This window comes from Lysinibacillus composti (assembly GCF_016908465.1).
GTDB lineage: Bacteria > Bacillota > Bacilli > Bacillales_A > Planococcaceae > Ureibacillus > Ureibacillus composti_A.
Genome location: NZ_JAFBDY010000001.1, coordinates 303,838 through 326,966 on the forward strand (window position 1 = coordinate 303,838; position 23,129 = coordinate 326,966).

At 34.7% G+C, this 23,129-nt stretch carries 23 protein-coding genes; 17 read left to right on the plus strand and 6 right to left on the minus strand.

Annotated elements, in window-relative coordinates; translation table 11 throughout:
* Positions 1-41: 41 nt before the first annotated feature.
* The 5 genes from ybeY (at position 42) to recO (ending at position 3,081) form a co-directional block, all read left to right on the plus strand.
* Positions 42-530, plus strand: a complete 489-nt coding sequence (gene ybeY / locus JOD29_RS01415; RefSeq protein ID WP_124762116.1) for an rRNA maturation RNase YbeY — start codon at positions 42-44, stop codon at positions 528-530.
* Complete coding sequence (locus JOD29_RS01420; RefSeq protein WP_124762114.1) at positions 517-870, plus strand: diacylglycerol kinase family protein; 354 nt, start codon at positions 517-519, stop codon at positions 868-870. The genes ybeY and JOD29_RS01420 overlap by 14 nt, the downstream gene beginning before the upstream one ends.
* Positions 871-883: 13 nt before the next feature.
* Positions 884-1,285: a cytidine deaminase gene (locus tag JOD29_RS01425; RefSeq protein WP_192894175.1), complete on the plus strand. Its 402-nt coding sequence runs from the start codon at positions 884-886 to the stop codon at positions 1,283-1,285.
* A complete protein-coding gene (gene era / locus JOD29_RS01430) occupies positions 1,285-2,199 on the plus strand; it encodes a GTPase Era (RefSeq protein WP_124762112.1) in 915 nt (304 codons plus the stop codon). Before JOD29_RS01425 ends, era begins: the two co-directional genes overlap by 1 nt.
* Positions 2,200-2,301: 102 nt before the next feature.
* Positions 2,302-3,081, plus strand: coding sequence for a DNA repair protein RecO (gene recO, locus JOD29_RS01435; RefSeq protein ID WP_124762110.1), 780 nt, complete (start codon positions 2,302-2,304; stop codon positions 3,079-3,081).
* 119 nt (positions 3,082-3,200) lie between these two features.
* On the opposite strand, the gene JOD29_RS01440 is transcribed toward recO, so the two are convergent.
* Together JOD29_RS01440 and JOD29_RS01445 are read right to left on the minus strand one after the other, a co-directional pair.
* Complete coding sequence (locus JOD29_RS01440) at positions 3,201-3,695, minus strand: hypothetical protein (protein ID WP_124762108.1); 495 nt, start codon at positions 3,693-3,695, stop codon at positions 3,201-3,203.
* A gap of 142 nt (positions 3,696-3,837) precedes the next feature.
* Complete coding sequence (locus tag JOD29_RS01445; protein WP_124762106.1) at positions 3,838-5,226, minus strand: glycine--tRNA ligase; 1,389 nt, start codon at positions 5,224-5,226, stop codon at positions 3,838-3,840.
* A 537-nt stretch (positions 5,227-5,763) separates the two neighbouring features.
* On the opposite strand from JOD29_RS01445, the gene ccpN reads away from it, so the two are divergent.
* The 9 genes from ccpN (at position 5,764) to JOD29_RS01490 (ending at position 14,924) form a co-directional block, all read left to right on the plus strand.
* A complete protein-coding gene (ccpN, locus tag JOD29_RS01450; protein WP_124762104.1) occupies positions 5,764-6,402 on the plus strand; it encodes a transcriptional regulator CcpN in 639 nt (212 codons plus the stop codon).
* Positions 6,403-6,413: 11 nt separating this feature from the next.
* Entirely contained in the window at positions 6,414-7,220 is an 807-nt protein-coding gene (locus JOD29_RS01455) for a pyruvate, water dikinase regulatory protein (protein ID WP_124762102.1), read from the plus strand.
* Positions 7,221-7,495: 275 nt separating this feature from the next.
* Complete coding sequence (gene dnaG / locus JOD29_RS01460; RefSeq protein WP_124762100.1) at positions 7,496-9,322, plus strand: DNA primase; 1,827 nt, start codon at positions 7,496-7,498, stop codon at positions 9,320-9,322.
* Positions 9,323-9,353: 31 nt separating this feature from the next.
* On the plus strand, positions 9,354-10,481 hold the full coding sequence (gene rpoD, locus JOD29_RS01465; protein WP_124762098.1) for an RNA polymerase sigma factor RpoD: 1,128 nt from the start codon (positions 9,354-9,356) through the stop codon (positions 10,479-10,481).
* A 146-nt stretch (positions 10,482-10,627) separates the two neighbouring features.
* Complete coding sequence (locus tag JOD29_RS01470; RefSeq protein WP_124762096.1) at positions 10,628-11,185, plus strand: hypothetical protein; 558 nt, start codon at positions 10,628-10,630, stop codon at positions 11,183-11,185.
* A gap of 94 nt (positions 11,186-11,279) precedes the next feature.
* Positions 11,280-12,425, plus strand: coding sequence for an acyl-CoA dehydrogenase family protein (locus JOD29_RS01475; protein WP_124762094.1), 1,146 nt, complete (start codon positions 11,280-11,282; stop codon positions 12,423-12,425).
* A 139-nt stretch (positions 12,426-12,564) separates the two neighbouring features.
* On the plus strand, positions 12,565-12,930 hold the full coding sequence (locus tag JOD29_RS01480; RefSeq protein WP_124762092.1) for a c-type cytochrome: 366 nt from the start codon (positions 12,565-12,567) through the stop codon (positions 12,928-12,930).
* A gap of 177 nt (positions 12,931-13,107) precedes the next feature.
* A complete protein-coding gene (locus JOD29_RS01485) occupies positions 13,108-13,806 on the plus strand; it encodes a tRNA (adenine(22)-N(1))-methyltransferase (RefSeq protein ID WP_124762090.1) in 699 nt (232 codons plus the stop codon).
* Positions 13,803-14,924 carry a Nif3-like dinuclear metal center hexameric protein gene (locus tag JOD29_RS01490; protein WP_124762088.1) on the plus strand — a complete coding sequence of 374 codons (1,122 nt, stop codon included), beginning with the start codon at positions 13,803-13,805 and terminating at the stop codon, positions 14,922-14,924. Before JOD29_RS01485 ends, JOD29_RS01490 begins: the two co-directional genes overlap by 4 nt.
* 131 nt (positions 14,925-15,055) lie before the next feature.
* Here the strand turns inward: JOD29_RS01490 and JOD29_RS01495 are convergent, their stop codons facing one another.
* Together JOD29_RS01495 and JOD29_RS01500 are read right to left on the minus strand one after the other, a co-directional pair.
* A complete protein-coding gene (locus JOD29_RS01495; RefSeq protein ID WP_124762086.1) occupies positions 15,056-16,312 on the minus strand; it encodes a dicarboxylate/amino acid:cation symporter in 1,257 nt (418 codons plus the stop codon).
* A gap of 282 nt (positions 16,313-16,594) precedes the next feature.
* A complete protein-coding gene (locus JOD29_RS01500) occupies positions 16,595-17,641 on the minus strand; it encodes a DctP family TRAP transporter solute-binding subunit (RefSeq protein WP_124762084.1) in 1,047 nt (348 codons plus the stop codon).
* A 105-nt stretch (positions 17,642-17,746) separates the two neighbouring features.
* Here JOD29_RS01500 and JOD29_RS01505 point away from each other — a divergent pair, with 105 nt between their 5' ends.
* Together JOD29_RS01505 and JOD29_RS01510 are read left to right on the plus strand one after the other, a co-directional pair.
* Positions 17,747-19,327 carry an ATP-binding protein gene (locus JOD29_RS01505; protein ID WP_124762675.1) on the plus strand — a complete coding sequence of 527 codons (1,581 nt, stop codon included), beginning with the start codon at positions 17,747-17,749 and terminating at the stop codon, positions 19,325-19,327.
* Between the two features lie 11 nt (positions 19,328-19,338).
* Positions 19,339-20,043: a response regulator gene (locus tag JOD29_RS01510; RefSeq protein WP_124762082.1), complete on the plus strand. Its 705-nt coding sequence runs from the start codon at positions 19,339-19,341 to the stop codon at positions 20,041-20,043.
* 37 nt (positions 20,044-20,080) lie between these two features.
* On the opposite strand, the gene JOD29_RS01515 is transcribed toward JOD29_RS01510, so the two are convergent.
* Together JOD29_RS01515 and vrrA are read right to left on the minus strand one after the other, a co-directional pair.
* Complete coding sequence (locus JOD29_RS01515) at positions 20,081-21,049, minus strand: 4-hydroxy-3-methylbut-2-enyl diphosphate reductase (protein WP_124762080.1); 969 nt, start codon at positions 21,047-21,049, stop codon at positions 20,081-20,083.
* An 88-nt stretch (positions 21,050-21,137) separates the two neighbouring features.
* Positions 21,138-21,677 (minus strand): VrrA/YqfQ family protein, encoded by a 540-nt coding sequence (gene vrrA, locus JOD29_RS01520; protein ID WP_124762078.1) that lies wholly within the window; start codon positions 21,675-21,677, stop codon positions 21,138-21,140.
* Positions 21,678-21,827: 150 nt separating this feature from the next.
* Between vrrA and JOD29_RS01525 the strand changes: the two genes are divergently transcribed.
* The gene (locus tag JOD29_RS01525; RefSeq protein ID WP_124762076.1) at positions 21,828-23,126 is read left to right on the plus strand and encodes a DEAD/DEAH box helicase; all 1,299 of its coding nucleotides are present in this window, start codon (positions 21,828-21,830) and stop codon (positions 23,124-23,126) included.
* The last annotated feature ends 3 nt before the right edge of the window (positions 23,127-23,129 follow it).

Consider the following 23,129-nt stretch of genomic DNA (forward strand, 5'->3'; position numbering starts at 1 on the left):
GTTTTAATCAGAAGGACTACTATGTGAGTTGGAGGAAAAGAATGGCCTTAGTAATTGATTTTTTAGATGAAACAAATGAAGTAAAAGAAGAGCATTTGGAATTAGTTGAAAAACTACTACAACATGCGTCTGAAGTAGAAAAGATTGAGGATGGTAGCGAAGTTTCTGTTACATTCGTTACGAATGAAGCTATTCATGAAATTAACAAGCAGTACCGAGACAAAGATCAACCAACCGATGTTATATCTTTTGCCTTAGAAGAATTAGGTGAAGGTGAAGTAGAAATAGTTGGTGAAGGGATTCCACGTGTTTTAGGTGACATCATTATCTCAACTGATCGAACGAAAGAGCAAGCTGTAGAATATGGTCACTCTTTTGAACGTGAACTTGGCTTTTTAGCAGTCCATGGCTTTTTACACTTATTAGGTTACGACCATATGACACCGGAAGACGAAAAAACGATGTTTGGTAAGCAAGATGAAATATTATCATCTTTTGGCCTAGGTCGTGATTTTAATGAACGTTCGTAAGTTCATTAAATCATTCGGTTTTGCATTTTATGGAATTGTTATGTCATTCGAACAACAAAATATGCGCATCCATTTTCTAAGTGCTATTATTGTCATTATTGCAGGCTTATGGACAGGGTTAAACCAAGTCGAATGGCTAGTACTAATATTAATCATCTCTATTGTTATTGGTGCTGAATTAATTAATACAGCAATTGAGAATGTGGTTGATTTAGCATCGCCCGATATCCATCCATTAGCAAAAAGAGCAAAGGATGCTGCAGCTGGTGCAGTACTTGTATTTGCACTAGCAAGTGTTATAATCGGATTACTAATTTTTATTCCAAAATGGTTTATTTAGGGAGGATTTTTCCATGTCTATAGATAAGAATTCATTAATTGAACAATCTAAAATTGCTCGTGAAAAAGCGTATGTTCCATATTCTAATTTTCAAGTGGGCGCTGCACTGTTAGCAGAAGATGGTTCAGTTTATCGTGGTTGCAATATTGAAAATGCGGGCTATAGTATGACAAACTGTGCAGAACGAACTGCTTTCTTTAAAGCTGTTTCTGAAGGGGTTAAAAAGTTTAAAGCAATTGCTATAGTAGCTGATACAGATGGACCTTGTGCTCCATGTGGTGCTTGCAGACAAGTCATGGCTGAATTTTGTGACCCAACAATGCCTGTATATTTAACAAATTTAAAAGGTGCTGTTCAAGAAACAACTGTAGGCGAGTTGTTACCATTCGCCTTTTCTCCGGAGGATTTAAAATAATGCAAGAAAACAGTAATTATAAATCAGGTTTTATATCTATTATCGGACGACCAAACGTAGGTAAATCTACATTTCTTAATCGAGTAATTGGGCAAAAAATTGCTATCATGTCTGATAAACCTCAAACAACACGCAATAAAATTCAAGGTGTTCTAACAAGAGAACAAAGCCAAATGATTTTTATTGATACACCTGGAATTCATAAACCAAAACATAAACTAGGCGAATTTATGATTAAAGTATCAAAAAATACTTTACGAGAAGTCGATGTAATTATGTTTATGGTAAATGCTGAACAAGGACTTGGTAAGGGAGACGAGTTTATCTTAGAATTACTTGAAGGGACTCAAACTCCAGTATTTTTAGTTGTAAATAAAATTGATCAAATCCATCCAGATGAGATTGTTGGAATTATTGACTCATACAAGTCGAAATATAATTTTGCTGAAATTATTCCTATCTCAGCGCTTCAAGGGAACAATGTTGATAATTTATTGGAAGTCATTGAAAAATACTTACCACAAGGCCCACAATATTATCCTGCTGACCAAGTGACAGACCACCCTGAACGATTCATTATTTCAGAGCTTATTCGTGAAAAAGTACTTCATTTAACACGTGAAGAAATTCCTCATTCAATAGCTGTAGTCATTGACCGTATTAAACGAGATGATGAAAATGAAAATATGATTCGTGTACAGGCAACAATCATGGTTGAAAGAGATTCTCAAAAGGGTATAGTCATTGGGAAACGAGGCGCATTATTAAAAGAAGTTGGTTCTTTAGCAAGAAAAGACATTGAATTGCTTTTAGGCTCTAAAGTCTATTTAGAACTTTGGGTAAAAGTACAAAAGGATTGGCGTAATAAATCAACACATTTACGTGACTTTGGCTATCGAGAAGACGAATATTAATTTAATTAAGAGATTGATTAGGGCTAAAAGAATACCTACAACATTTTGTAGGTGTTCTTTTTCTATATAAGCAATAGTTAAATTTAAAAGGAAGTGCCAGCTATGCTCAACAAATGGGAAGGAATCGTTTTAAAAACAAAATCCTATGGTGAATCTAATAAAATCGTAACATTAATGACAAGAGAGGCTGGAAAGGTAGCAGCAATGGCTCGAGGCGCTAAAAAACCAACAAGTCGATTAGCTGGTATAACTCAAACATTTATGCATGGGGTCTATATGATACAAAGAACTACGGGAATGGGAACACTCCAACAGGGCGAACATTTAGATTCAATGCGAACTATACAGACGGATATAATTGCTACGGCTTATGCAAGTTATATAGTTGAATTAATTGATAGATTAATTGAGGAAGGGCGACCTGAGCCTTTTGCATTTGAGGTTTTACAACAATCTTTACATGCAATTGAAGAGGGATACGACCCAGAAGCAATTACTTTGTTTGTAGATTGGAAGCTACTTCCTTATGCAGGTATTCAACCGATTCTCCATGCATGTGCTTCTTGTGGATCAGTAGATGGGGAGTTTGCGTATTCTTTCTCACAAGGCGGGTTTCTATGTCATCGTTGTTTTCATTTAGATCCTTATATTATTCGTTTAACACCAAAGCAACTTCAACTAATTCGAATGTTTCACAGTGTACCAATTGAGCAAGTGGGAAAACTAGATTTAAAACGGGAGACAAAACAATTTATAAAAAAAATTGTGACAACAATCTATGAGGAACAAACAGGTATGCGTTTAAAATCACGCACATTTATTGAACAATTAGAAAGAACACCTGAACTCCAATTTAGAAAACAACCAAATCAGAGTGAATAAAAAAATGCAACCACCATATTTGAGTTGGTATTTTTTAAAGGAAAGTTTAATAAATTATATAAAAAAATGACCGATTATAAGTATTTGAATCGGTCACTTTCATTCACAAGATGTATAAATTATCTTATTTCTGCTAACAAAGGAAATAAGTCTTCTTTTACAGCTTTCCAAAACTTCTCTTCTATATCCCGAATTGTTTTAGTTTTTACTTTTGTGAATTCATTTACTTGTAAGTATAATTCATTAATTTGGTTGTCCACTAAAGATAACCGACGATTCAAACGTTTGCGATCATCTTCATTGTTCAAGCTTATATATGAATCTATGATTAATTGAAGTTGATTTAATTGTTTAAGAGTTAATTCATATGCCTCTTTGTGAAAAATTCCGATTTTATTATTCATTGAAATATGTTTGCGATGATAAGCGGTGGATTGGCGTAATTCTTCAAGTTGAATATTCGCTTTAAAAAGAATTTGGTGCATTGCGTTACCTGATGGGATCTCTCTTTGAAGTAATGTGGTAACAATGAACTGGAGTTGATCGTATAAATCTTTTGTAACCTCTTGCTCTTTTGGAACGACCATTTGTTTTGAAGATACTTGAAAGAACATTATTAATCCCCCTTAAACGTGATATTCCCCACTACCAATATTATGCCAAAATGGGAAAAATTATTCATTAAGAATGGGAGTTTTGTAATAAAAAAGAGGGTTGTCTAGAGTTTTTACTAGACAGCCCTCTTTTATGTTTGAATTAAAATTGTAAATGCTTTTCGATATACGATTTAACTTCTGTAATAGGCATACGAACTTGATCCATAGAATCGCGGTGACGTACTGTTACTTGTCCGTCTTCTTTAGAGTCAAAGTCATAAGTTATACAGAATGGTGTACCAATTTCGTCTTGACGACGATAACGTTTACCAATGGATTGTGATTCATCGTAATCGACAGGAAATGCCTTACGTAAATCATCCCAAACTTGACCAGCTTCATCTGCTAATTTTTTAGATAGTGGTAAAACAGCAGCCTTGAATGGTGCAAGGGCAGGGTGGAAGCGTAAAACTGTACGAACATCTCCACCTTCAAGTTCTTCTTCGTCATAAGCATCGCAAAGGAATGCTAATGTCACACGGTCTGCACCTAATGATGGTTCGATACAATAAGGTACATATCGTTCATTTGAAATTGGGTCAATATAAGTGAAATCTTCACCTGAATGTTCCATATGTTGTTTTAAGTCAAAATCTGTACGGTCAGCAACACCCCAAAGTTCGCCCCAACCAAATGGGAAGCGGAATTCGATATCAGTTGTTGCATTCGAATAGTGAGATAATTCATCTTGTTCATGGTCACGAAGACGCATGCTTTCTTCCTTCATGCCAAGGTTTAGTAACCAATTTTTACAGAATTCTTTCCAATATGCGTGCCACTCAAGATCCTCACCTGGCTTACAGAAGAATTCAAGTTCCATTTGTTCGAATTCACGTGTACGGAATGTAAAGTTACCAGGAGTAATTTCATTACGGAATGATTTACCGATTTGAGCAATACCAAATGGTGTGCGTTTACGCATTGAACGTTGAACATTTTTGAAGTTAACAAAAATACCTTGCGCTGTTTCAGGGCGTAAATAGATTTCATTTGTAGAACTTTCTGTTACACCTTGGAATGTCTTGAACATTAGGTTAAATTGGCGAATATCTGTGAAGTCATTTTTACCACATTCAGGACATACAACTTCTAATTCTTCCATTTTTGCTTTCATTTGATCGAAGCTCATACCATCGACAATAATTTCTTTCCCTGTTTTTTCTAGAGAAGCTTCCTCAATAAGTTTATCAGCGCGGTGGCGTGCTTTACATGCTTTACAGTCAATCATAGGATCGTTGAAATTACCAACGTGTCCTGAAGCTACCCATGCACGAGGATTCATTAAGATTGCAGCATCAAGTCCAACATTGTATTGAGATTCTTGAACAAATTTTTGCCACCAAGCTTTTTTTACATTATTTTTAAGTTCAACACCAAGTGGACCATAATCCCAAGTGTTAGCTAATCCTCCGTAGATATCTGAACCAGGGAAGACAAAACCACGTTGTTTTGCAAGACTTACGATTGTTTCCATAGATTTTTCTGTCATGTTTATTTCCTCCTATATAAAAAATAGAAAAGCACCCGTCTCCGGGCATTTTTGTTTGCCCGGGGACGAGTGCGTAGTTTACACCCGCGGTTCCACCCCGCTTGATTGTTCGGTTGAAGTCAAGCGCTAGCATTCTGCGTCACTCGTCTCGATTCAATCCTCATGAACGTTAGGTTCACTCCGGTTGAATCGCTCCTCGTTCCTTTAATGACAAACGCTTTCTTTTCAACCTTCTCTATTGAGAAGTCAAGCGCTCACATTCTTTTAAATGCTAGCTGAATTCAAACAATCCTCTTTTAAAAAGTTGGCTCAAGGGTGCCGTTTCTCTTTTCTTTGTAGGCTTACACCAATCCCTACTCGCTGAGGTGAAAAGATATTTTTATCCCAATCATTGCCTAAAAATATTTTAAGTTGTTAATTAATATTATTAATAGAAGACAACTGTGTCAATATTTTAGCATGCAACTCATTTCTTAGCAAATATAATGAAAATAGTATATAATAATTTAGTAATCAGTATAACATTAATTGAGGCGGGTGAGTCCAATAGAACTCAATAAGCGTCAGGACACTATTTTACAAATTGTGAAAGAAAATGGACCAATCACAGGCGAGCAAATTGCTGAGCGGCTAAATTTGACTCGTGCAACATTAAGACCTGATTTAGCCATACTAACAATGGCTGGCTTCTTAGATGCAAGGCCGCGTGTTGGCTATTTCTACTCAGGTAAAAAAACAATGGCTACAGTCACTGAATCCATGATGAATTTAAAGGTGAAGGATTTTCAATCAGTACCTGTAGTTGTGGCAGAGAATATGACTGTATATGATGCAATTTGTCATATGTTTTTAGAAGATGTTGGTACACTTTTTGTTGTTGATGATCACGGTTTTTTACAAGGTGTTCTTTCAAGAAAAGATTTATTACGAACAAGTATAGGTTCTCAGGATTTAACGAAAATTCCTGTACATATTATAATGACTAGAATGCCAAATATTGTTTATTGCAAAAAAAATGATTCTCTTATATTAGCAGCCAAAAAATTGATTGAGCGCCAAGTCGATTCTTTACCTGTTATTAATGAAAAAGAAGAAGGAATAGAAATTATAGGTCGTTTAACAAAAACGAATATTACAAAGGCATTTATTTCTTTAGCTGATACTCATGACTTATAAGGGGTAGTAAATTGAAAACATTAAAAATACTTGTAGTTTCAGATTCCGTTGGTGAGACTGGTGAACAAGTTGTTAAGGCAGCTGCAACACAATTTAGACCAGACTTTGAAGATACCATTATTCGGAAGTTTCCACATATTCAAAATGATGAGCATATTGAAAACATAGTAGAACTTGCTAGTATGCAAGATGCTTTAATTGTCTTTACATTAGTTGAACGAAGTAAACGCGACTTAATGATTGAACTATGTAAAGAACACCAAGTTGCAAGTTTCGATTTATTAGGGCCTATGATTGGTTTAATTGAGAAACACACTGGTGAAAAACCTCTTCAAGAACCTGGTTTAGTTCATAAACTTGATGATGATTATTTTAGAAAAATTGAAGCAATTGAGTTTGCTGTTAAATATGATGACGGTCGTGATCCAAGAGGCTTGTTACTAGCGGATGTTGTATTAATTGGTGTATCTAGAACATCGAAAACTCCTCTATCCCAGTATTTAGCACATAAACGTTTAAAAGTTGCGAATGTGCCATTAGTCCCGGAAGTAGAGCCGCCTGAAGAATTATACTTGGTAAATCCAAAAAAATGTTTTGGTTTAGTCATTTCTCCGGAAAAGCTTAATATAATTCGTAAGGAGAGATTAATTGCATTAGGCTTAAATGATGATGCGATGTATGCAAAACAAACACGCATTGAACAAGAAATTAATCATTTTTATAAAGTGGTAAATAAAATTGGTTGTTCAGTAATTGATGTTACAAATCGTGCTGTGGAAGAAACAGCAAATGTTATTTTGGACCAAATTGAACAATAAAGATAATTAAAGACCACCTTTTTAATATTAAACTGCACTCCGAATCAATAGAAATAATCTTACTATTGGAGGTGTAGTCCATTAAGAAGGTGGTTTTTTTATGTTTTTTCATAAAATTAGTGGAAATTATCAAATAATTGTTTTATAATAAAAAATTGTGGTAAAAATAAACTTAACGAATTAGTTAGGACTAAATCAATTATTTTGTCGTAAAATAAAGGATTTTTCAAATTAATATCGAATTGTGTTATTAGCAATTTAAGTTGGTGATTTTTATGAGTAGTAAAATTCCAGAACAGTTAATTGAGCAAATTCGTTCACAATCAGAAATCGTCGATGTAATCGGCGAATATATGCAGTTAACGAAAAAAGGGCGTAACTGGTTTGGATTATGTCCATTCCATGGTGAAAATACACCTTCATTTTCTGTGTCTCAAGACAAACAAATCTTCCATTGCTTTGGATGTGGAGCAGGTGGTAATGTCATTACATTTGTGATGGATATTGAAAATATTACGTTTCCTGATGCGGTAATCAAACTGGGTTCTCGCGCTGGTATGCATTTAGATATCCAAAATGATAGTATGGCTAAAAACACTTCTCAATATTCATCAAGAGAAGAAAAAATGATTGAAGCACACGAATTTGCAGCGCAAATGTATCACCATTTGCTAATGAATACAGAGGATGGTGAGGAAGCGTTAAATTATCTTCTAAAAAGAGGATTTACAAAGGAGCATATCGAAACGAATGGTATAGGTTGGTCTCTACCAGCTTGGGACACTCTTTCGATTCTCTTAGAAAAAAAAGGCTTCGATTTAGAAGATATGGCTGAATGTGGGCTTATCATTCAGAAGGAAAGTGACCATACTTATTTTGATCGATTTAGAGGAAGGATTATGTTTCCGATTCGAAATGATAATGGGAAAATTATCGGATTTTCGGGACGTATCATCAATCCATCTGAAAATGATGCAAAATATTTAAATAGCCCAGAAACACCTATATTTCATAAAAGCCAAGTTCTATTTAACTTGGATAAAGCAAGAACTTCCATACGTAAAAATCGTCAAGTCATATTAATGGAAGGATTTATTGATGTACTCGCTGCAAATCAAGCAGGCGTCTACAATGCGGTTGCAACTATGGGGACCTCTCTAACAACTCAGCATGTCACAAAGCTTAAGCGCTTAGTTGATAAAATTATTTTATGTTATGACGGTGATCATGCTGGTTGGGAAGCTGCGAAACGTGCTGCAGATATGTTACATGCCGAAAAATTAAATGTTGAAATTGCTCTATTGCCTGAAAAATTAGATCCGGATGATTATATACGTAAGTATGGAACAGAATCTTTTGTTAATCAAGTAATAGAAAAACCACATGCCTATATTGCTTTCATGATGATGCACGCGAGGAAAAATAAAAATTTCCAATTTGAAAATGATATTTTGCAATACATTCAAGAAGTGCTTGAGCAACTTGTTGGTAGATCCTCACCTATAGAGCGTGATTTATATATTAAACAACTATCAAGTGAAACAAATATTTCTGAAGATGCTATTTATGCCCAATATCGAAAATTAGAGGCAGATGATGTAAAAAGTAATAAACGATTTGAACAAACAAATCTCCAACCCTCAAAAATTGATGTTCAGCCAAAGAAACCACTAAATGCAACAGAAAGAGCGGAAAGATTGTTACTATCACATATGCTTCGAAATGCAGAAGTGGTTGAAAGGATTATCAATAGTGATGAGCCTCAACCTTTTGCTAGGGATGAATATATAGCTGTATTTGTTCGCCTAATAGGCTTTTATGAAGAGCATGTATCAGCAGATTACCAAAGATTTTTAGAAGTTCTAGATGATTCAGAGTTACGAAAAATTGTGATGGAGGCAGCTCTTGTCGAGCAAGATCCTGACCATGTTGAAGCTGAAATTTCAGATAGCTTAAGACAATTACGAAAACATCGTATTGAAGTAGAAATAACTAAATTACTGCATGATTCACAGGAAGCGGAAAAAATGCATGAGCATAAACGCGCACTAGAAATCGCTAGAGAAATCATTAACCTAAGGAAATCATTATCAGCGATTTAACCCGAATCGGTTGTTAGAAGGAGGAAGGTTTATGGCGGACAAGTCAGAGAATTCAAAAGAAGTTGTAAACGGACAAACAGTAGAAGAGGTAAAAGCACTTCTTCAACAAAAAGCGAAAAAAGATAATGAAATTACAATGCAAGAAATTTCTTCTAAACTTGCACCATACGAAATGGAGAATGAGGAAGTTTTCCATTTTGCAGAAGATATAGAAAAAAGCTTCGGAATCGAAGTTAACGGTAAAGAAGAATTTGAAGAAGAAGTCTTGTCGAAACAAGAGGCAAGTGAAGAAGAATTTGATTTAAATGACCTAAGTGTTCCTCCTGGCGTTAAAATTAATGACCCTGTAAGAATGTACTTGAAAGAAATTGGTCGTGTTGATTTGCTTTCTGCAGAAGAAGAGATTCGATTGGCAGAACGTATTGAACAAGGGGATGAAGAAGCACGTAAACGATTGGCAGAAGCTAACTTACGTCTTGTAGTATCGATTGCGAAACGATATGTTGGTCGTGGAATGCTATTTTTAGATTTAATTCAAGAAGGTAATATGGGATTAATTAAAGCAGTTGAAAAATTTGATTACCGAAAAGGGTTTAAATTTTCTACTTATGCAACTTGGTGGATTCGCCAAGCGATTACTCGTGCAATAGCAGACCAAGCTCGTACGATTCGTATTCCAGTACACATGGTTGAAACGATTAATAAATTAATTCGTGTTCAAAGACAATTACTTCAAGATCTTGGGCGTGAACCATCACCTGAAGAAATTGGTGAAGAAATGGATTTAACTCCTGAAAAAGTTCGTGAAATATTAAAAATTGCTCAGGAACCGGTTTCTTTAGAAACGCCAATTGGTGAGGAAGATGATTCCCACTTAGGTGATTTCATCGAGGACCATGAGGCACAATCTCCTTCTGATCATGCAGCATATGAATTGCTAAAAGAGCAGCTTGAAGATGTTTTAGATACTTTAACGGATCGAGAAGAAAATGTTCTTCGACTTCGTTTTGGTTTAGATGACGGTCGTACAAGAACTTTAGAAGAAGTTGGGAAAGTGTTCGGAGTTACACGCGAACGTATTCGTCAAATCGAAGCAAAAGCATTAAGAAAACTTAGACACCCATCACGTAGTAAACGTCTTAAAGATTTCTTAGAATAATGATAAAAAAGACATCCTTTTTTGGGTGTCTTTTTACGTATTATTAATTATAAATGAAAAGAATCTAGTAATTTTTATAGATGCAATATAAAAAGTAAGCTAAACTATTAATATATACATAATTATGCAGTTTTGGAGATTACCATATGTCAAATGCAAGAAAGAAAATTATTCTAAATGAAATATTGTTTTGGAAACAAAGTAAACTTTTACCAGAACAATATTGTGATTTTTTAATGACACTATACACAGAAGGAAATGATGACGGGCTAGAAGAAGAGGTGAGTCATAAAAAAGCTGTGAAATCAAAAGAGAAACGTCGCATGGTCATTATTTACTTTTTTGTTTTACTCGTTTCAATAACTTTACTTGCAATACTTTTTATGACTGCCCAAGCAACAGAAGTAATGATTCTGTTCATAGGATTATTATCAATAGCTTTTATTATTATTGCATTTAAAGTAGCAAGGGAAAAAAATTTGTTAGCTCCATTATTTCAAGTTGCTGCCGCACTACTTATCTTTGGACTTTCTGTAAAAATAAGCTTAACTTATTTTGAACAAAAAGAATGGGTTTTGTACGCATTATTAATTGCAAATTGTCTTTTATGGCTGTTATCCGGTCTAAAATTAAAGTTACTTTATTTTACGGTTTCAGGAGCTTTAGGTCTTATTGTATTAATTGGATATAAATTGATTGCTTAATCAATAAAATAGCAATATCTCTTAAAAGGGGATATTGCTTTTTTTATTGACGCTATATTCAAAAAGCCTATAACAAATAAAAGGGGTGTTCATAATGAATTTCGATTTGACAGAAGAACAAAAAATGCTGTTAAAAATGATAAAAGAGTTTGCAGATGAAGTCGTTGCACCCGAAGCAATTGAAAGAGATCGAAATAAAACTTTCCCCATAAAAGTGTTTAAACAACTTGCGGATATGGGAATTATGGGGTTACCTTTTCCAGAGAAATTTGGAGGGGCTGGAGCGGATACGATTAGTTTCGCCATTGTTACTGAAGAGTTAAGTCGTGCCTGTGCTTCCACTGGAATTACTTATTCTGCCCATATCTCCTTAGGGGGAGCACCTATTCATTTATTTGGAACAAATGATCAAAAAGAAAAATATTTAGTACCAATTTGTACAGGGGAGTCTTTTGGTGCATTTGGTTTGACAGAATCGAATGCAGGGTCAGATGCGGGAGGCACTCAGACAAAAGCTGCTTTAAAAGATGGAGAATTTCTAATCAACGGTTCAAAAGTTTTTATAACAAATGCGAGTTATGCAAAGCATATTGCTATTACCGCAATAACTGCTCAAAACGCTGACAAAAAAGAGATTAGTGCGATTATTGTTCCAACCGATTCTAAAGGTTTTACGATTAATGAAATAACAGACAAAATGGGATTAAATGCTTCGAACACAACAGAATTAATATTTGAAGATGTGTCAGTTTCTGAAAAAAATCTACTTGGGAAACGTGGAAATGGTTTTAAACAGTTTTTAATTACATTAGATGGGGGAAGAATAGGGATAGCTGCCATGGCCGTTGGAATTGCACAAGCAGCATTTGACAAAGCACTTCAATATTCAAAGCAACGTAAACAATTTGGGAAAACGTTGGCAGAATTCCAAGTAACTCAATTTAAACTTGCTGACATGGCGGTGAAAATTGAACTCGCTAGAAATATGGTTTATAAAGCTGCCTGGTTAAAAGATCAGGGAAGAGCTTTTGGGAAAGAAGCTGCAATCGCAAAATATTATGCCTCAGAGATAGCAATGGAAATTACTGATGAAGCGATACAAATTCATGGTGGTTATGGGTATATGAGAGAGTATGAAGTGGAAAGATACTTAAGAGATGCAAAATTATTAGAAATAGGTGAAGGCACATCAGAAATACAAAAAATGGTGATTGCAAGGCATATTCTTAATAATCAGTAAAGATGTTGCAATTGTGACAATAGTTGTAAAAGTTACCGTTTAGGTCTTTTCGTTTTTGAAATAATGCAGTACAATAATGTATGGTAACAGATTCTATACTAAATAGAAGCAAAAATGATAAAAAAAGGGAGGGTAACATATGAAGAACAATCCAATCATTCCTTATATCCTAATTATGGCATTCGGTATCGGACTTATTTTCTTCCTGTCATTAGAAGGTGTTGGTAACAAAGAGGAAATCGCTGCTCATGGAGATGAAGCTGCAACTGAAGAGGGCGGCGCAACTGCAGAAGGTGGAGCAAGCGGTGAAGAATTGGTAAGCGCATGTATCGGCTGTCACGGCGGTGATTTAACTGGTGGTATGGGACCAAAACTTATTGGCCAAGATCCTGCACATATCGTGGATGTCTTAACAAATGGTATTGAAGGTACACCAATGACTCCTGGTTTGAAAACACCAGAAGAGGCTCAAGCGATTGCTGATTATATTTCAACATTAAAATAATTTATTACGAAATCCTTAGTCTTTAGGCTAAGGATTTATTTTTTTCGCGGATAGGATCAAAAAGTTTTGGGAATCCGCAAAAGAAAACACACATCGAATTGTTGTATAGTAGCGATGATTCGTGTTTTTCTAATATAATAGAAGCGGCAAATATAGAAAAAGGCGGTTTATAAAAAAATGAATGCACAAAAACTTTCAAAACGATTAGAAATGGTGGCATCATTTGTTCCAACTGGAGCCGTAGTAGCGGATATTGGCAGTGATCATGCATACCTACCTTGTTATTTAATTCATAAGGGGATCATTAACAAAGCGATTGCTGGCGAAGTTGTAAAGGGACCATATGATTCAGCAGTTCGGCAAGTGAGGGCTGAAAATTTATCGGATAAAATTACTGTGCGACTGGCAGATGGGTTAGCGGCAGTTCAAGAAAGTGATCATGTTGATACGATTACAATCGCGGGAATGGGCGGACCACTAATTGTATCAATTCTAGAAAATGGAAAAGGTGCCTTAAAATCAGTGACGAGACTTATATTACAACCAAATATCCATGCGAAGGTGATACGAGAATGGGCACTAGAAAAAGGTTGGGCAATCCTTGATGAAGAAATATTAGATGAAGATGGAAAAATATATGAAGTCCTTGTTCTACAAAGAGGAAACATGACTTTAACGGAAGAGGAGGTTTTATTAGGTAAATTTCTTTTAGCAAAGAAATCGGATGTATTTATCGAAAAGTGGAAAAAAGAAATAGAGAATTGGGAGCGAGTGTTAAACTCTATTGAAAAAGCAGAACCAAGCCCAGAAATTATTGCAAAGCGCGAAGAATTACATCATCTAATCTCTTTAGTTAAGGAGGCATTAAAAGCGTGAAGACGGCAAACGGACAAGAAGTGATTCAATTATTTGAAAGCTGGTCACCCAAAAAATTGGCTTGTATGGAAAATGATCCGATTGGATTAGCTATTGGGACATTAAATAAAGAAGTAACAAAGGTGTTGGTAACACTTGATGTCAATGAAGAGGTTGCAGATGAGGCAATTCGAAATGGCTGTCAATTAATTATTGCACACCACCCACCAATCTTCCGAAAACTCTCAAACTTACGTACTGATACACCTGCAGGTAAATTGTATGAGAAACTAATTAAACATGACGTTGCTGTGTATGCAGCTCATACTAATTTAGATGTAGCTAACGGTGGGGTAAATGATTTATTAGCTGATGCATTACAATTAGAAAACAGGCAAATCCTAGAGCAAACATATAGTGAAAATTTAATGAAATTAGCCGTATTTGTACCAGACTCCCATGCAGATCGCTTACGTCTTGAACTATCGAAAATAGGCGCGGGAGCTATTGGGGATTATGATTCTTGTAGCTTCTCAACAGATGGGAAGGGGCGCTTTAGACCGTTAGAGGGCGCAGATCCATTTATTGGTGAAATTGGTGAAATTGAAGTGACAGATGAAGAGAAAATTGAAGTTGTCTTCCCACCTTCAATAAAAAATAAAGTATTAAAAGCGATGTTAAATGTACATCCTTATGAAGAACCTGCTTATGATTTATATACATTAGCTGTAGAAACCGATCAAATGGGCCTAGGACGTGTAGGGACACTTAATGAGCCAATGACATTAGAACAGTTTGCAAAGTATGTTAAAAAGCAATTGGACGTCCCAACTGTGAGAGTTGTCGGAGATAAAAATGCAAAAGTGAAAAAAGTGGCCGTCGTTGGTGGGGATGGAAATAAATATATACATGTTGCAAAACGATCCGGTGCTGATGTATTTGTAACAGGAGATATGTATTTTCACGTAGCCCAAGATGCACAGAGTATCGGGCTAAATATTGTTGATCCTGGACATCATGTAGAAAAAGTAATGATAAAAGGTGTTACGCAAAAAATGATGGAACTTTGTTCGCAAAAAAAACTATCTGTACAATTTATTGAATCAAAAGTGAATACAGAGCCATTTACCTTTATTTAAAGTTAACCATTTTGTCCTGTAACTGAAAGAAAAGGTTTCTCAGTCTTTCAAATGTCTTATATATTTAAGTGTAAACAATAAAAAAGAACAGTTTTTCCGAATAGGATAAACTGTTCTTTTTTTGTTCTATATTAAGAATGTGAACGAGCTACTTTTAATTCTTCGTATTGTGCTTCGTCAAACTCTTTTTCTGATTTAGAAATAACAACTGCTGCTAGACCATTTCCGATGATATTCGTAACAGCACGAGCTTCTGACATGAATCGGTCAACACCAATTAATAAGAAGATACCCTCAACAGGAATCATTGGGAATGCCGCTAATGTTGCAGCTAATACGATGAAACCAGATCCTGTAACACCCGCAGCTCCTTTTGATGTAATCATTAGAATACCTAGAAGTGTTATAATTTGAATCCAAGAAAGGTCTACACCATAAGCTTGAGCAATAAATAGAGCCGCCATTGATAAATAAATTGCAGTTCCGTCTAGGTTGAATGAATAACCAGTTGGGACTACTAAACCGACTGTTGATTTAGAGCAACCCATTCTTTCTAATTTTTTCATTAGTGATGGTAATGCAGACTCTGATGATGATGTACCAACTACTAAGAAAATTTCTTGTTTAATGTAAGAAATAAATTTAAAGATATTAATACCATAGAATTTAGCAATTGCCCCAAGGACAAAGACGATAAATATGAACATTGTAAGGTAAATAGCAGCCATTAATAATCCTAAGCTTTTTAATGATCCCATTCCAAAGTTACCAATTGTGTACGCCATTGCACCGAATGCTCCAATTGGAGAGAAGCGCATAACCATACCTACAATTTTAAAGAAAATCTCTGATACGATTTCAAAGAATGAAATAACTGGTTTTGCTTTTTCACCAAGTGCTGCTGCTGCTAAACCGAATAAAACTGCAGCAAATAATGTCGGTAATAATTCTCCATTGGCTAATGCTCCTACAAAGTTAGCAGGAATAATTTCTGCGACAAAACCACCAATACTAAAGTCTTTTTCTGCAGCTGCAGTTGTGTACTGAGATACATCTGCATTATTAGCTGCTGAAGTATCAAAGCCATCCCCTGCGTTAACAATTAACGCAACGGCAATTCCTATTGCTAATGCGATAGTGGAAACTATTTCGAAATAAAGTAATGCTTTACCACCGATTTTACCAACTTTCTTCATATCCCCCATTGCACCGATTCCGATTGCTACGGTTAAGAAGATAATTGGTGCAATCAACATTTTAATTAATTTAATGAATAAGTCCGCTAATATTTTTAAACTAGCACCAAATTCTGGCCAAATCGCCCCAACGATAATACCTAATATGATAGCTGTAATCACTTGAAAAGTAAGGTTTTTAGCTAATTTCATTTTCTCTCATCCCCCTATAAAATATGAAGCTTTGGAATCGCTTTCACTAGATTTATATTAACTTATAATTTTCTGAAAAAGGGGTTTTGTTTTTAATGGTTTTATCGTTCATTTTGTTCAATTTATCGAAATAAAAAGAGAAATATTGATATAATACTATTTCAGCTGTTATACGACTGTTATATCGAGAAGATACTTTGTTATAGTACAAAATAAAAAAGGCTAACATATAAATATTGTTAGCACTTTTTTGTTCATTTTGTTCAATTTAATAATTTTAGTTTATTTATTAACTTCTTGTAAAAGTTCAGTAAAGTATTCTTCATTAACATTAGAAGAATAGTAATCATATAGTGGTTCTAATTTTTCCTTCCATTCTTTCTTGTTTGTTTCATCAAGCTCATACAATGTTACATTTTCATATTCTGAAAGGTACTTTAAGTCATTTTTGTTTAACTCAATGGCAAAATCATGTTGCCAATCTTTCATTTCGTCTAAGGAATCAACTATAATTTTTTGCACTTCTGGATCTAAATCATTCCAAAATTGTTCATTAATCATTACGGCATAACAAAGAATTCCATGATTCGATAAAGTAATATTGTTCTCCATTGTATGAAACTGTTTAGAATATATATTAGAGATTGTGTTTTCCTGTGCATCAACAATATTATTTTGAAGTTCATAAAAAACATCACTAAATGAAATACTTACAGGCTCTGCACCTAATAATGTAAATTGCTTTTCTAAAATATCACTAGGCATCATTCGAATTCGTTTATTTTGAAATTGGTCAACTTCGATAATTGGTGATGAACTCGCGGCAATTTGCTTAAAGCCATTACTCCAAAAAGTTAACCCCTTTACATTTATTGATTTTAATTCAGCTAACAGTTGTTGACTTAGGTCCCCATGCAGTACATTTTTTAGTTGGTCCTGTGTTTCAATTATGTAAGGGAGATCTAGTATCTGCCAATCAGGTAAAAGGCTAGTCATTTTTGAGTTAGTAGGAGCAATCATTTGGATTTCCCCATCTTGTAACGCTTCAAACTCTGTTTCATCATTGTACAGCATACCGTTAGGATAGACTTGTACGATCACTCGCCCATTACTTTTTTGCTCGACTAGTTGAGCAAATTTTTCAGCTGCCATACCTTTTGGGGTGTTTTCGGCTACAACATGACTAAAATGGATTGTAATTTGACGATTTAAATCTTTTTGTTCGTCATCATAGGGGAGTGTTTCATTTGAAAAAATACTTTGACGATAGCCGAAAATCCCAATTAATATTATGATTGTAAGAAATGAACCAGTTAAAAAGTATTTCAATCTATTCACCACTGTTTACTTAATATAGTTAAATTCATTATATATTAGAAAGTAGATTGTACAAAAGGTTTTAGGAGGCACAAAGTGACGAAGCGTAAATTATCAATGAATGGCAAAATAATGTTATTAACGTTTTTCATTATTGCCTTTTCTTTCTTAGTAGCGGGAACTTTTGTTATTGGAAATTTATTAGAAGAACAGGAAAAGGATATTGGGCAAAGAGCAATGCTCGTTGCTCGAACGGTTAGTCAATTTCCTGAAATAAAAACACAATTACAAGAAGAAGATTTTCAAAAGGCTTCCAAAATTACTAATGACCTTGTCGAAGAAATTAGATACATTAATAAAGCTGAATATATTGTTGTAATGAATATGGATCGTGTGAAGTACTCCCATCCTTTTAAAAATACAATAGGGACGAAGAGTGAGTCAGCTGATTTAAATGCAGCTTTTGCAGAACATTACTATATTTCAAAAGCTGAAGGTACCAAGGGGCCAATGATTCGAGCAATTGTGCCCATTATGAATGAAGAAAATACTCAAATAGGAGTCGTCGTAGTCGGGTTTGGTTTGCCAACATTATCATTATTATTTAAAGACTTTAAAACTGAAATACTAATAACGGTAATTATATCGATTTTATTTAGCGTTTGGGGTGCTCATACATTAGGGCGTCACATTAAAAAGCAAATGTTTGGACTAGAGCCGCATGAAATTTCTAAAATGTATGTTGAACGAACGGAAACATTTAATGCGATGCATGAAGGAATCATTGCTGTAGATAGTAAATTAAATATTACAATTTTTAATCAGAAAGCAAGTGAAATTTTAGGGGTTGGTGATGATGACCCAACGAAATATATAGGGAAGAGTATTTATGATGTTATACCTGATACTAGATTACCAGAAATATTTTTTACCGGCAAACCTGTATATAATCAAGAACTTTATGTAAATCAACATAGTATAATGAGTAATCGTATTCCTATTTTAGTGGATGGGAAAAGGGTTGGTGCTGTTGCGGTATTTAAAGATTTAACTGCATTTAAGCAACTGGCAGAAGAGTTAACAGGAGTAAAAGCCTTTGTACAAGCACTTAGAGTCCATACGCATGAATATAAAAATAAACTTCATACAATTGCCGGATTACTGCATTTAGGACATTTTGAACAGGCTATAGATTATGTATCGCAAGTTAAGTATCAACATGATCATGTAACGAAATTTTTAAATGAACGAATTTATAATGAAAATATATCTGGATTATTACTAAGTAAAATCAGTAGAGGGAAAGAACTTGGAATTGAAGTATTAATTGATGAGGAAAGTAAATTAACAAAATTCCCTGCAAAATTAGACCATCACGATTTCGTGATCATTTTCGGTAATTTAATTGAAAACGCATTTGACGCATTATCAAATATTGAGCAGGATTATAAAGAGATTACAATATCGATTGATGACCAAGATGGAATTTTAGCCATTATGGTTAGTGATAATGGCTTAGGTATGACTGATGATGTAAAAAATCGTATTTTTGAAAATGGTTTTTCTACTAAAGCGAATGAAAATAGGGGAATTGGCCTTTTTTTAATTGAAGAAATTGTTAATAAAGGGAATGGCAATATAGAAGTATTAAGTGAGCCTAATAAAGGTACTACATTTATTATTACATTTGAAATCTAGGGGTGAGAAAGTTGCAAACAATCAAAGTGCTACTAGTAGAAGATGACCCAATGGTACGGCAAGTTAATAGTCAATTTATTGAAAAAGTTCAGGGATTTCAAGTTATTGCAACAGCCAAAAATGGGATAGAAGGGTTTAGTAAAATCAAAGAGGTAAAACCAGATTTAGTATTGATGGATATTTTTATGCCAGAACAAGATGGATTATTAACACTAAGAAAAATCCGAAGTGAAAATATCACAGTTGATGTGATAACTGTAACCGCTGCAAATGATATGCAAACCATCCAGCAAATATTACATCTTGGCGTTTTTGATTACATCATGAAACCATTTACTTTTGAAAGGATGCAACAAACCTTATTAAATTATTATGAATTTAAAATGAAAACATTAAAATCTAATGATCTGACACAAGAAGAATTAGATGAAATGATACACAATTATCGGAACTCAGAAACTATAGAGTCAGCTCAAAGTGAACAAAAGTTACCAACAGAATTACCTAAAGGTTTTAATCGAAACACATTACATAAAGTGTTAAATTATATAAGTGATTCGGAAGAAGGTGCCTCTGCTGATGATGTAGCTGTTGGGATTGGAGTTGCTCGTGTAACCGCTAGAAGATATTTAGACTTTTTAGAAAAACATGATTTAATTAAAGTGGATGTACATTATGGTGGAGTAGGAAGGCCAATAAATCAATACTTTATTTAAAATTAAGAAGAGCTGTAGCAAAAGTGCTACAGCCTTTTTAGTATGGTAATATTTTCTCTACCGGTTTAGGTTCTTTAATTTTTGGTAAGATTTTATCCAGTGTAACAGAACGGTTAATTTTATGTGTTGTTGGATCATTTGCATCAAATTGATCTAAGAACGAAATCACTTCTTTAACAATTGGTGTAGGAGTAGAAGCACCTGCAGTTACTGCAACTTTTTCAATACCATTTAGCCATTCAATTTTTAGTTCCGATAAATCTGCAATACGATATGAAGGTGTATTTGCAATTTCCTCGGACACTTGTGTTAAGCGATTAGAGTTATTTGATTTTGGGTCACCTACAACGATTAATAAGTCAGCTTGACCGGCTTGATTTGCAACGGCTTCTTGACGTACTTGAGTTGCCAAGCAAATCTCGCTATGAACTTCGATATGAGGGAATTTTTCTTTTAATAAGTCCATTAAATGTTTTACATCCCACTGACTCATTGTCGTTTGGTTTGTTACTAATAATTTATCATTATTTAAATCTAGTTTTTCTACGTCCTCTATGTTTTGTACTAGATGCACATGTCCAGGGGCAACACCGATGGCACCTTCTGGTTCAGGATGTCCTTTTTTACCGATATAAATAATATCGTAACCATGCGCGGATTTTTCACGTATTAAATCATGTGTCACTGTAACATCAGGACAGGTTGCATCAATGGCCACAAGTCCCTTTCTTTTTGCAATTTCTCTAATTTCTGGAGAAACACCATGGGCAGTAAAAATAACCGTTCCCTGATCCACTTTTTCTATAATTTCATTACGATTTGCACCGTCTAATGTAATAATTCCTTCTTTTTCAAATGCGTCTGTAACGTGTTTATTATGAACAATCATACCCAAAATATATATAGGTCTTGGTAATGTTTTATCTAATGAGGCATTACGCGCGATGACCATTGCATCTACTACACCATAGCAATAACCTCGTGGATTAATTTTAATAACTTGCATCATGTCAACTCCTTCTGTTGGTCCATAAAATTATTATAACGGAGGAGAACGGTTAATACAAAATATCCTACAAAATTATTATAACTGATTAGAAGTCATAGGGAGGTTGGAAAATTTTTGGGGTAGAAGGTCGTGTTGATTTAATTGGTTTAGAAGGTGCTGCTTCAGTTTTTCTAGGTCTTGTTTCTTCAAATGAAGAAGACTCAGGTCTGTATGGATTTTCTTCTTCATTGGATGTTGAAGGGATAGATTGAAAGCCTTTATATAATTTCCATATAGCAGGTAAGTTTCTAAACATAGGCGATGCTTGCTGGATTAGTGGTTGGAAACTTTGAGCAGTTGCTAAAAATTTATTTGCTGTGTTCATAAAAGATTCAAGTTTTGGTCCACCTGCTGCAGCTGCCGCAGTTGCAGCTCCTGCTCCTACACCGGGGGCTTTAGGTATATTGGGGCCTTGGAAATTAGGACCTTGAAAATTAGGGCCATGAAAATTAGGCGGACCTTGGAAATTTGGTGGCATCATTGGTGGGTGTTGTCTTGGTGCATATCCAAAGTTTGGCATTTGATTTGGAAAATGATTAAAATGCTGCCCATGTGGAAAATTATGATTAAATTGATGTGGTCGCATAAAGATCTCCTTTCTATTATTTCAATACAATTGACGTAGGTTGTTCTAAAAGCTATCATATGCAGATGGTCTATTAAATGTACGAAGTAAAAAGGTCAACTAAATTTTTGAAACATGGTACAATATGTACCATGTCAGGAGGAACGAAATATGTCGAAGTATGCGGATTATGATTTTAAGCCATTTTTAAGGAAAGCTATAGAGGAACTTGGTTTTGTTGAACCAACTCCCATCCAAAAAGAAATGATTCCATTGATTTTAAGAGGGAAAAGTGCGATTGGACAGGCACATACAGGTACAGGAAAAACACATAGTTTCCTATTGCCAATAGTTCAGCGAATTAATGAAGAAAAAGATGAAGTACAAGCGGTGATTACTTCACCAACAAGAGAGCTTGCTCAGCAAATTTACGATGCATTAAATCAATTAATAGAAGAAACGAATATTCAAACGAAATTATTAATTGGTGGAACTGACAAGCAAAGAATGATTGATAAGTTAAAAACTCAACCACAAATTGTAGTAGGTACACCTGGACGTATTCGTGATTTAGTTAAAGAAAATGCACTTCTTGTTCATACAGCACAAATCTTAGTAGTAGATGAAGCAGATTTAGCATTTGATATGGGCTTTATTGAAGAAATTGACGGTTTTGCATCAAGTATGCCGGAAAACCTTGAGATGTATGTGTTCTCAGCTACAATTCCTGAGAAATTACAGCCTTTTTTAAAGAAATATATGGAATCACCTGTCCATATTAAAATGAATGATAAACGACCAGTAGCTGAAGGAATCGAATTCATATTAGTCCCAGTCCGTTCTAAATCGCGTAATCGTCGTTTACTAGATGTTATTGAAGGGATCAACCCTTACTTAGCGGTGATCTTCTGTAATACACGTAAAAATGCAGAATCAGTTGCGAGCTTTTTAGCAGAAGAAGGTATTCGTGCTGGGCAAATTCATGGTGATTTATCACCTCGTGATCGTAAAAAGATGATGAAGCAAATTCGTGATCTAGAATTTCAATATATCGTTGCTACAGATTTAGCAGCTCGTGGAATTGATATTCAAGGTATTTCCCATGTTATTAACTACGAAATTCCAGAAGATCTAGAGTTCTTTATTCACCGTGTCGGCCGAACTGCCCGTGCAGGAAATAAAGGAACGGCCATTACGTTATTTGAACCTGAAGATGAAGATGCATTAGTTAGAGTAGAAAAAATGGGTATCCCATTTGTACAAAAAGACGTAAAAAAAGGCGAGTGGACTGAGTTAAAAGAACGCCATGCACGTAAAAATCGTGTGAAACAAGAAAATGAAATAGATACAATTGCCAAAGCAAAAGTACGTAAGCCGAAAAAAGTAAAACCTGGCTATAAACGTGCGATGAAATGGGAAATGGATAAAATCAAAAAGAAAGAACGTAGAAAACGCAATCGTACGAAATAATAG

Excerpts from the sequence above, each read along its gene's own strand:
- ybeY (WP_124762116.1), top strand. The coding sequence starts at position 42 with ATGGCCTTAGTAATTGATTTTTTAGATGAAACAAATGAAGTAAAAGAA.
- JOD29_RS01420 (WP_124762114.1), top strand. The coding sequence starts at position 517 with ATGAACGTTCGTAAGTTCATTAAATCATTCGGTTTTGCATTTTATGGA.
- JOD29_RS01425 (WP_192894175.1), top strand. The coding sequence starts at position 884 with ATGTCTATAGATAAGAATTCATTAATTGAACAATCTAAAATTGCTCGT.
- era (WP_124762112.1), top strand. The coding sequence starts at position 1,285 with ATGCAAGAAAACAGTAATTATAAATCAGGTTTTATATCTATTATCGGA.
- recO (WP_124762110.1), top strand. The coding sequence starts at position 2,302 with ATGCTCAACAAATGGGAAGGAATCGTTTTAAAAACAAAATCCTATGGT.
- JOD29_RS01440 (WP_124762108.1), bottom strand. The coding sequence starts at position 3,695 with ATGTTCTTTCAAGTATCTTCAAAACAAATGGTCGTTCCAAAAGAGCAA.
- JOD29_RS01445 (WP_124762106.1), bottom strand. The coding sequence starts at position 5,226 with ATGACAGAAAAATCTATGGAAACAATCGTAAGTCTTGCAAAACAACGT.
- dnaG (WP_124762100.1), top strand. The coding sequence starts at position 7,496 with ATGAGTAGTAAAATTCCAGAACAGTTAATTGAGCAAATTCGTTCACAA.
- rpoD (WP_124762098.1), top strand. The coding sequence starts at position 9,354 with ATGGCGGACAAGTCAGAGAATTCAAAAGAAGTTGTAAACGGACAAACA.
- JOD29_RS01470 (WP_124762096.1), top strand. The coding sequence starts at position 10,628 with ATGTCAAATGCAAGAAAGAAAATTATTCTAAATGAAATATTGTTTTGG.
- JOD29_RS01475 (WP_124762094.1), top strand. The coding sequence starts at position 11,280 with ATGAATTTCGATTTGACAGAAGAACAAAAAATGCTGTTAAAAATGATA.
- JOD29_RS01480 (WP_124762092.1), top strand. The coding sequence starts at position 12,565 with ATGAAGAACAATCCAATCATTCCTTATATCCTAATTATGGCATTCGGT.
- JOD29_RS01485 (WP_124762090.1), top strand. The coding sequence starts at position 13,108 with ATGAATGCACAAAAACTTTCAAAACGATTAGAAATGGTGGCATCATTT.
- JOD29_RS01495 (WP_124762086.1), bottom strand. The coding sequence starts at position 16,312 with ATGAAATTAGCTAAAAACCTTACTTTTCAAGTGATTACAGCTATCATA.
- JOD29_RS01505 (WP_124762675.1), top strand. The coding sequence starts at position 17,747 with ATGAATGGCAAAATAATGTTATTAACGTTTTTCATTATTGCCTTTTCT.
- JOD29_RS01515 (WP_124762080.1), bottom strand. The coding sequence starts at position 21,049 with ATGCAAGTTATTAAAATTAATCCACGAGGTTATTGCTATGGTGTAGTA.
- vrrA (WP_124762078.1), bottom strand. The coding sequence starts at position 21,677 with ATGCGACCACATCAATTTAATCATAATTTTCCACATGGGCAGCATTTT.
- JOD29_RS01525 (WP_124762076.1), top strand. The coding sequence starts at position 21,828 with ATGTCGAAGTATGCGGATTATGATTTTAAGCCATTTTTAAGGAAAGCT.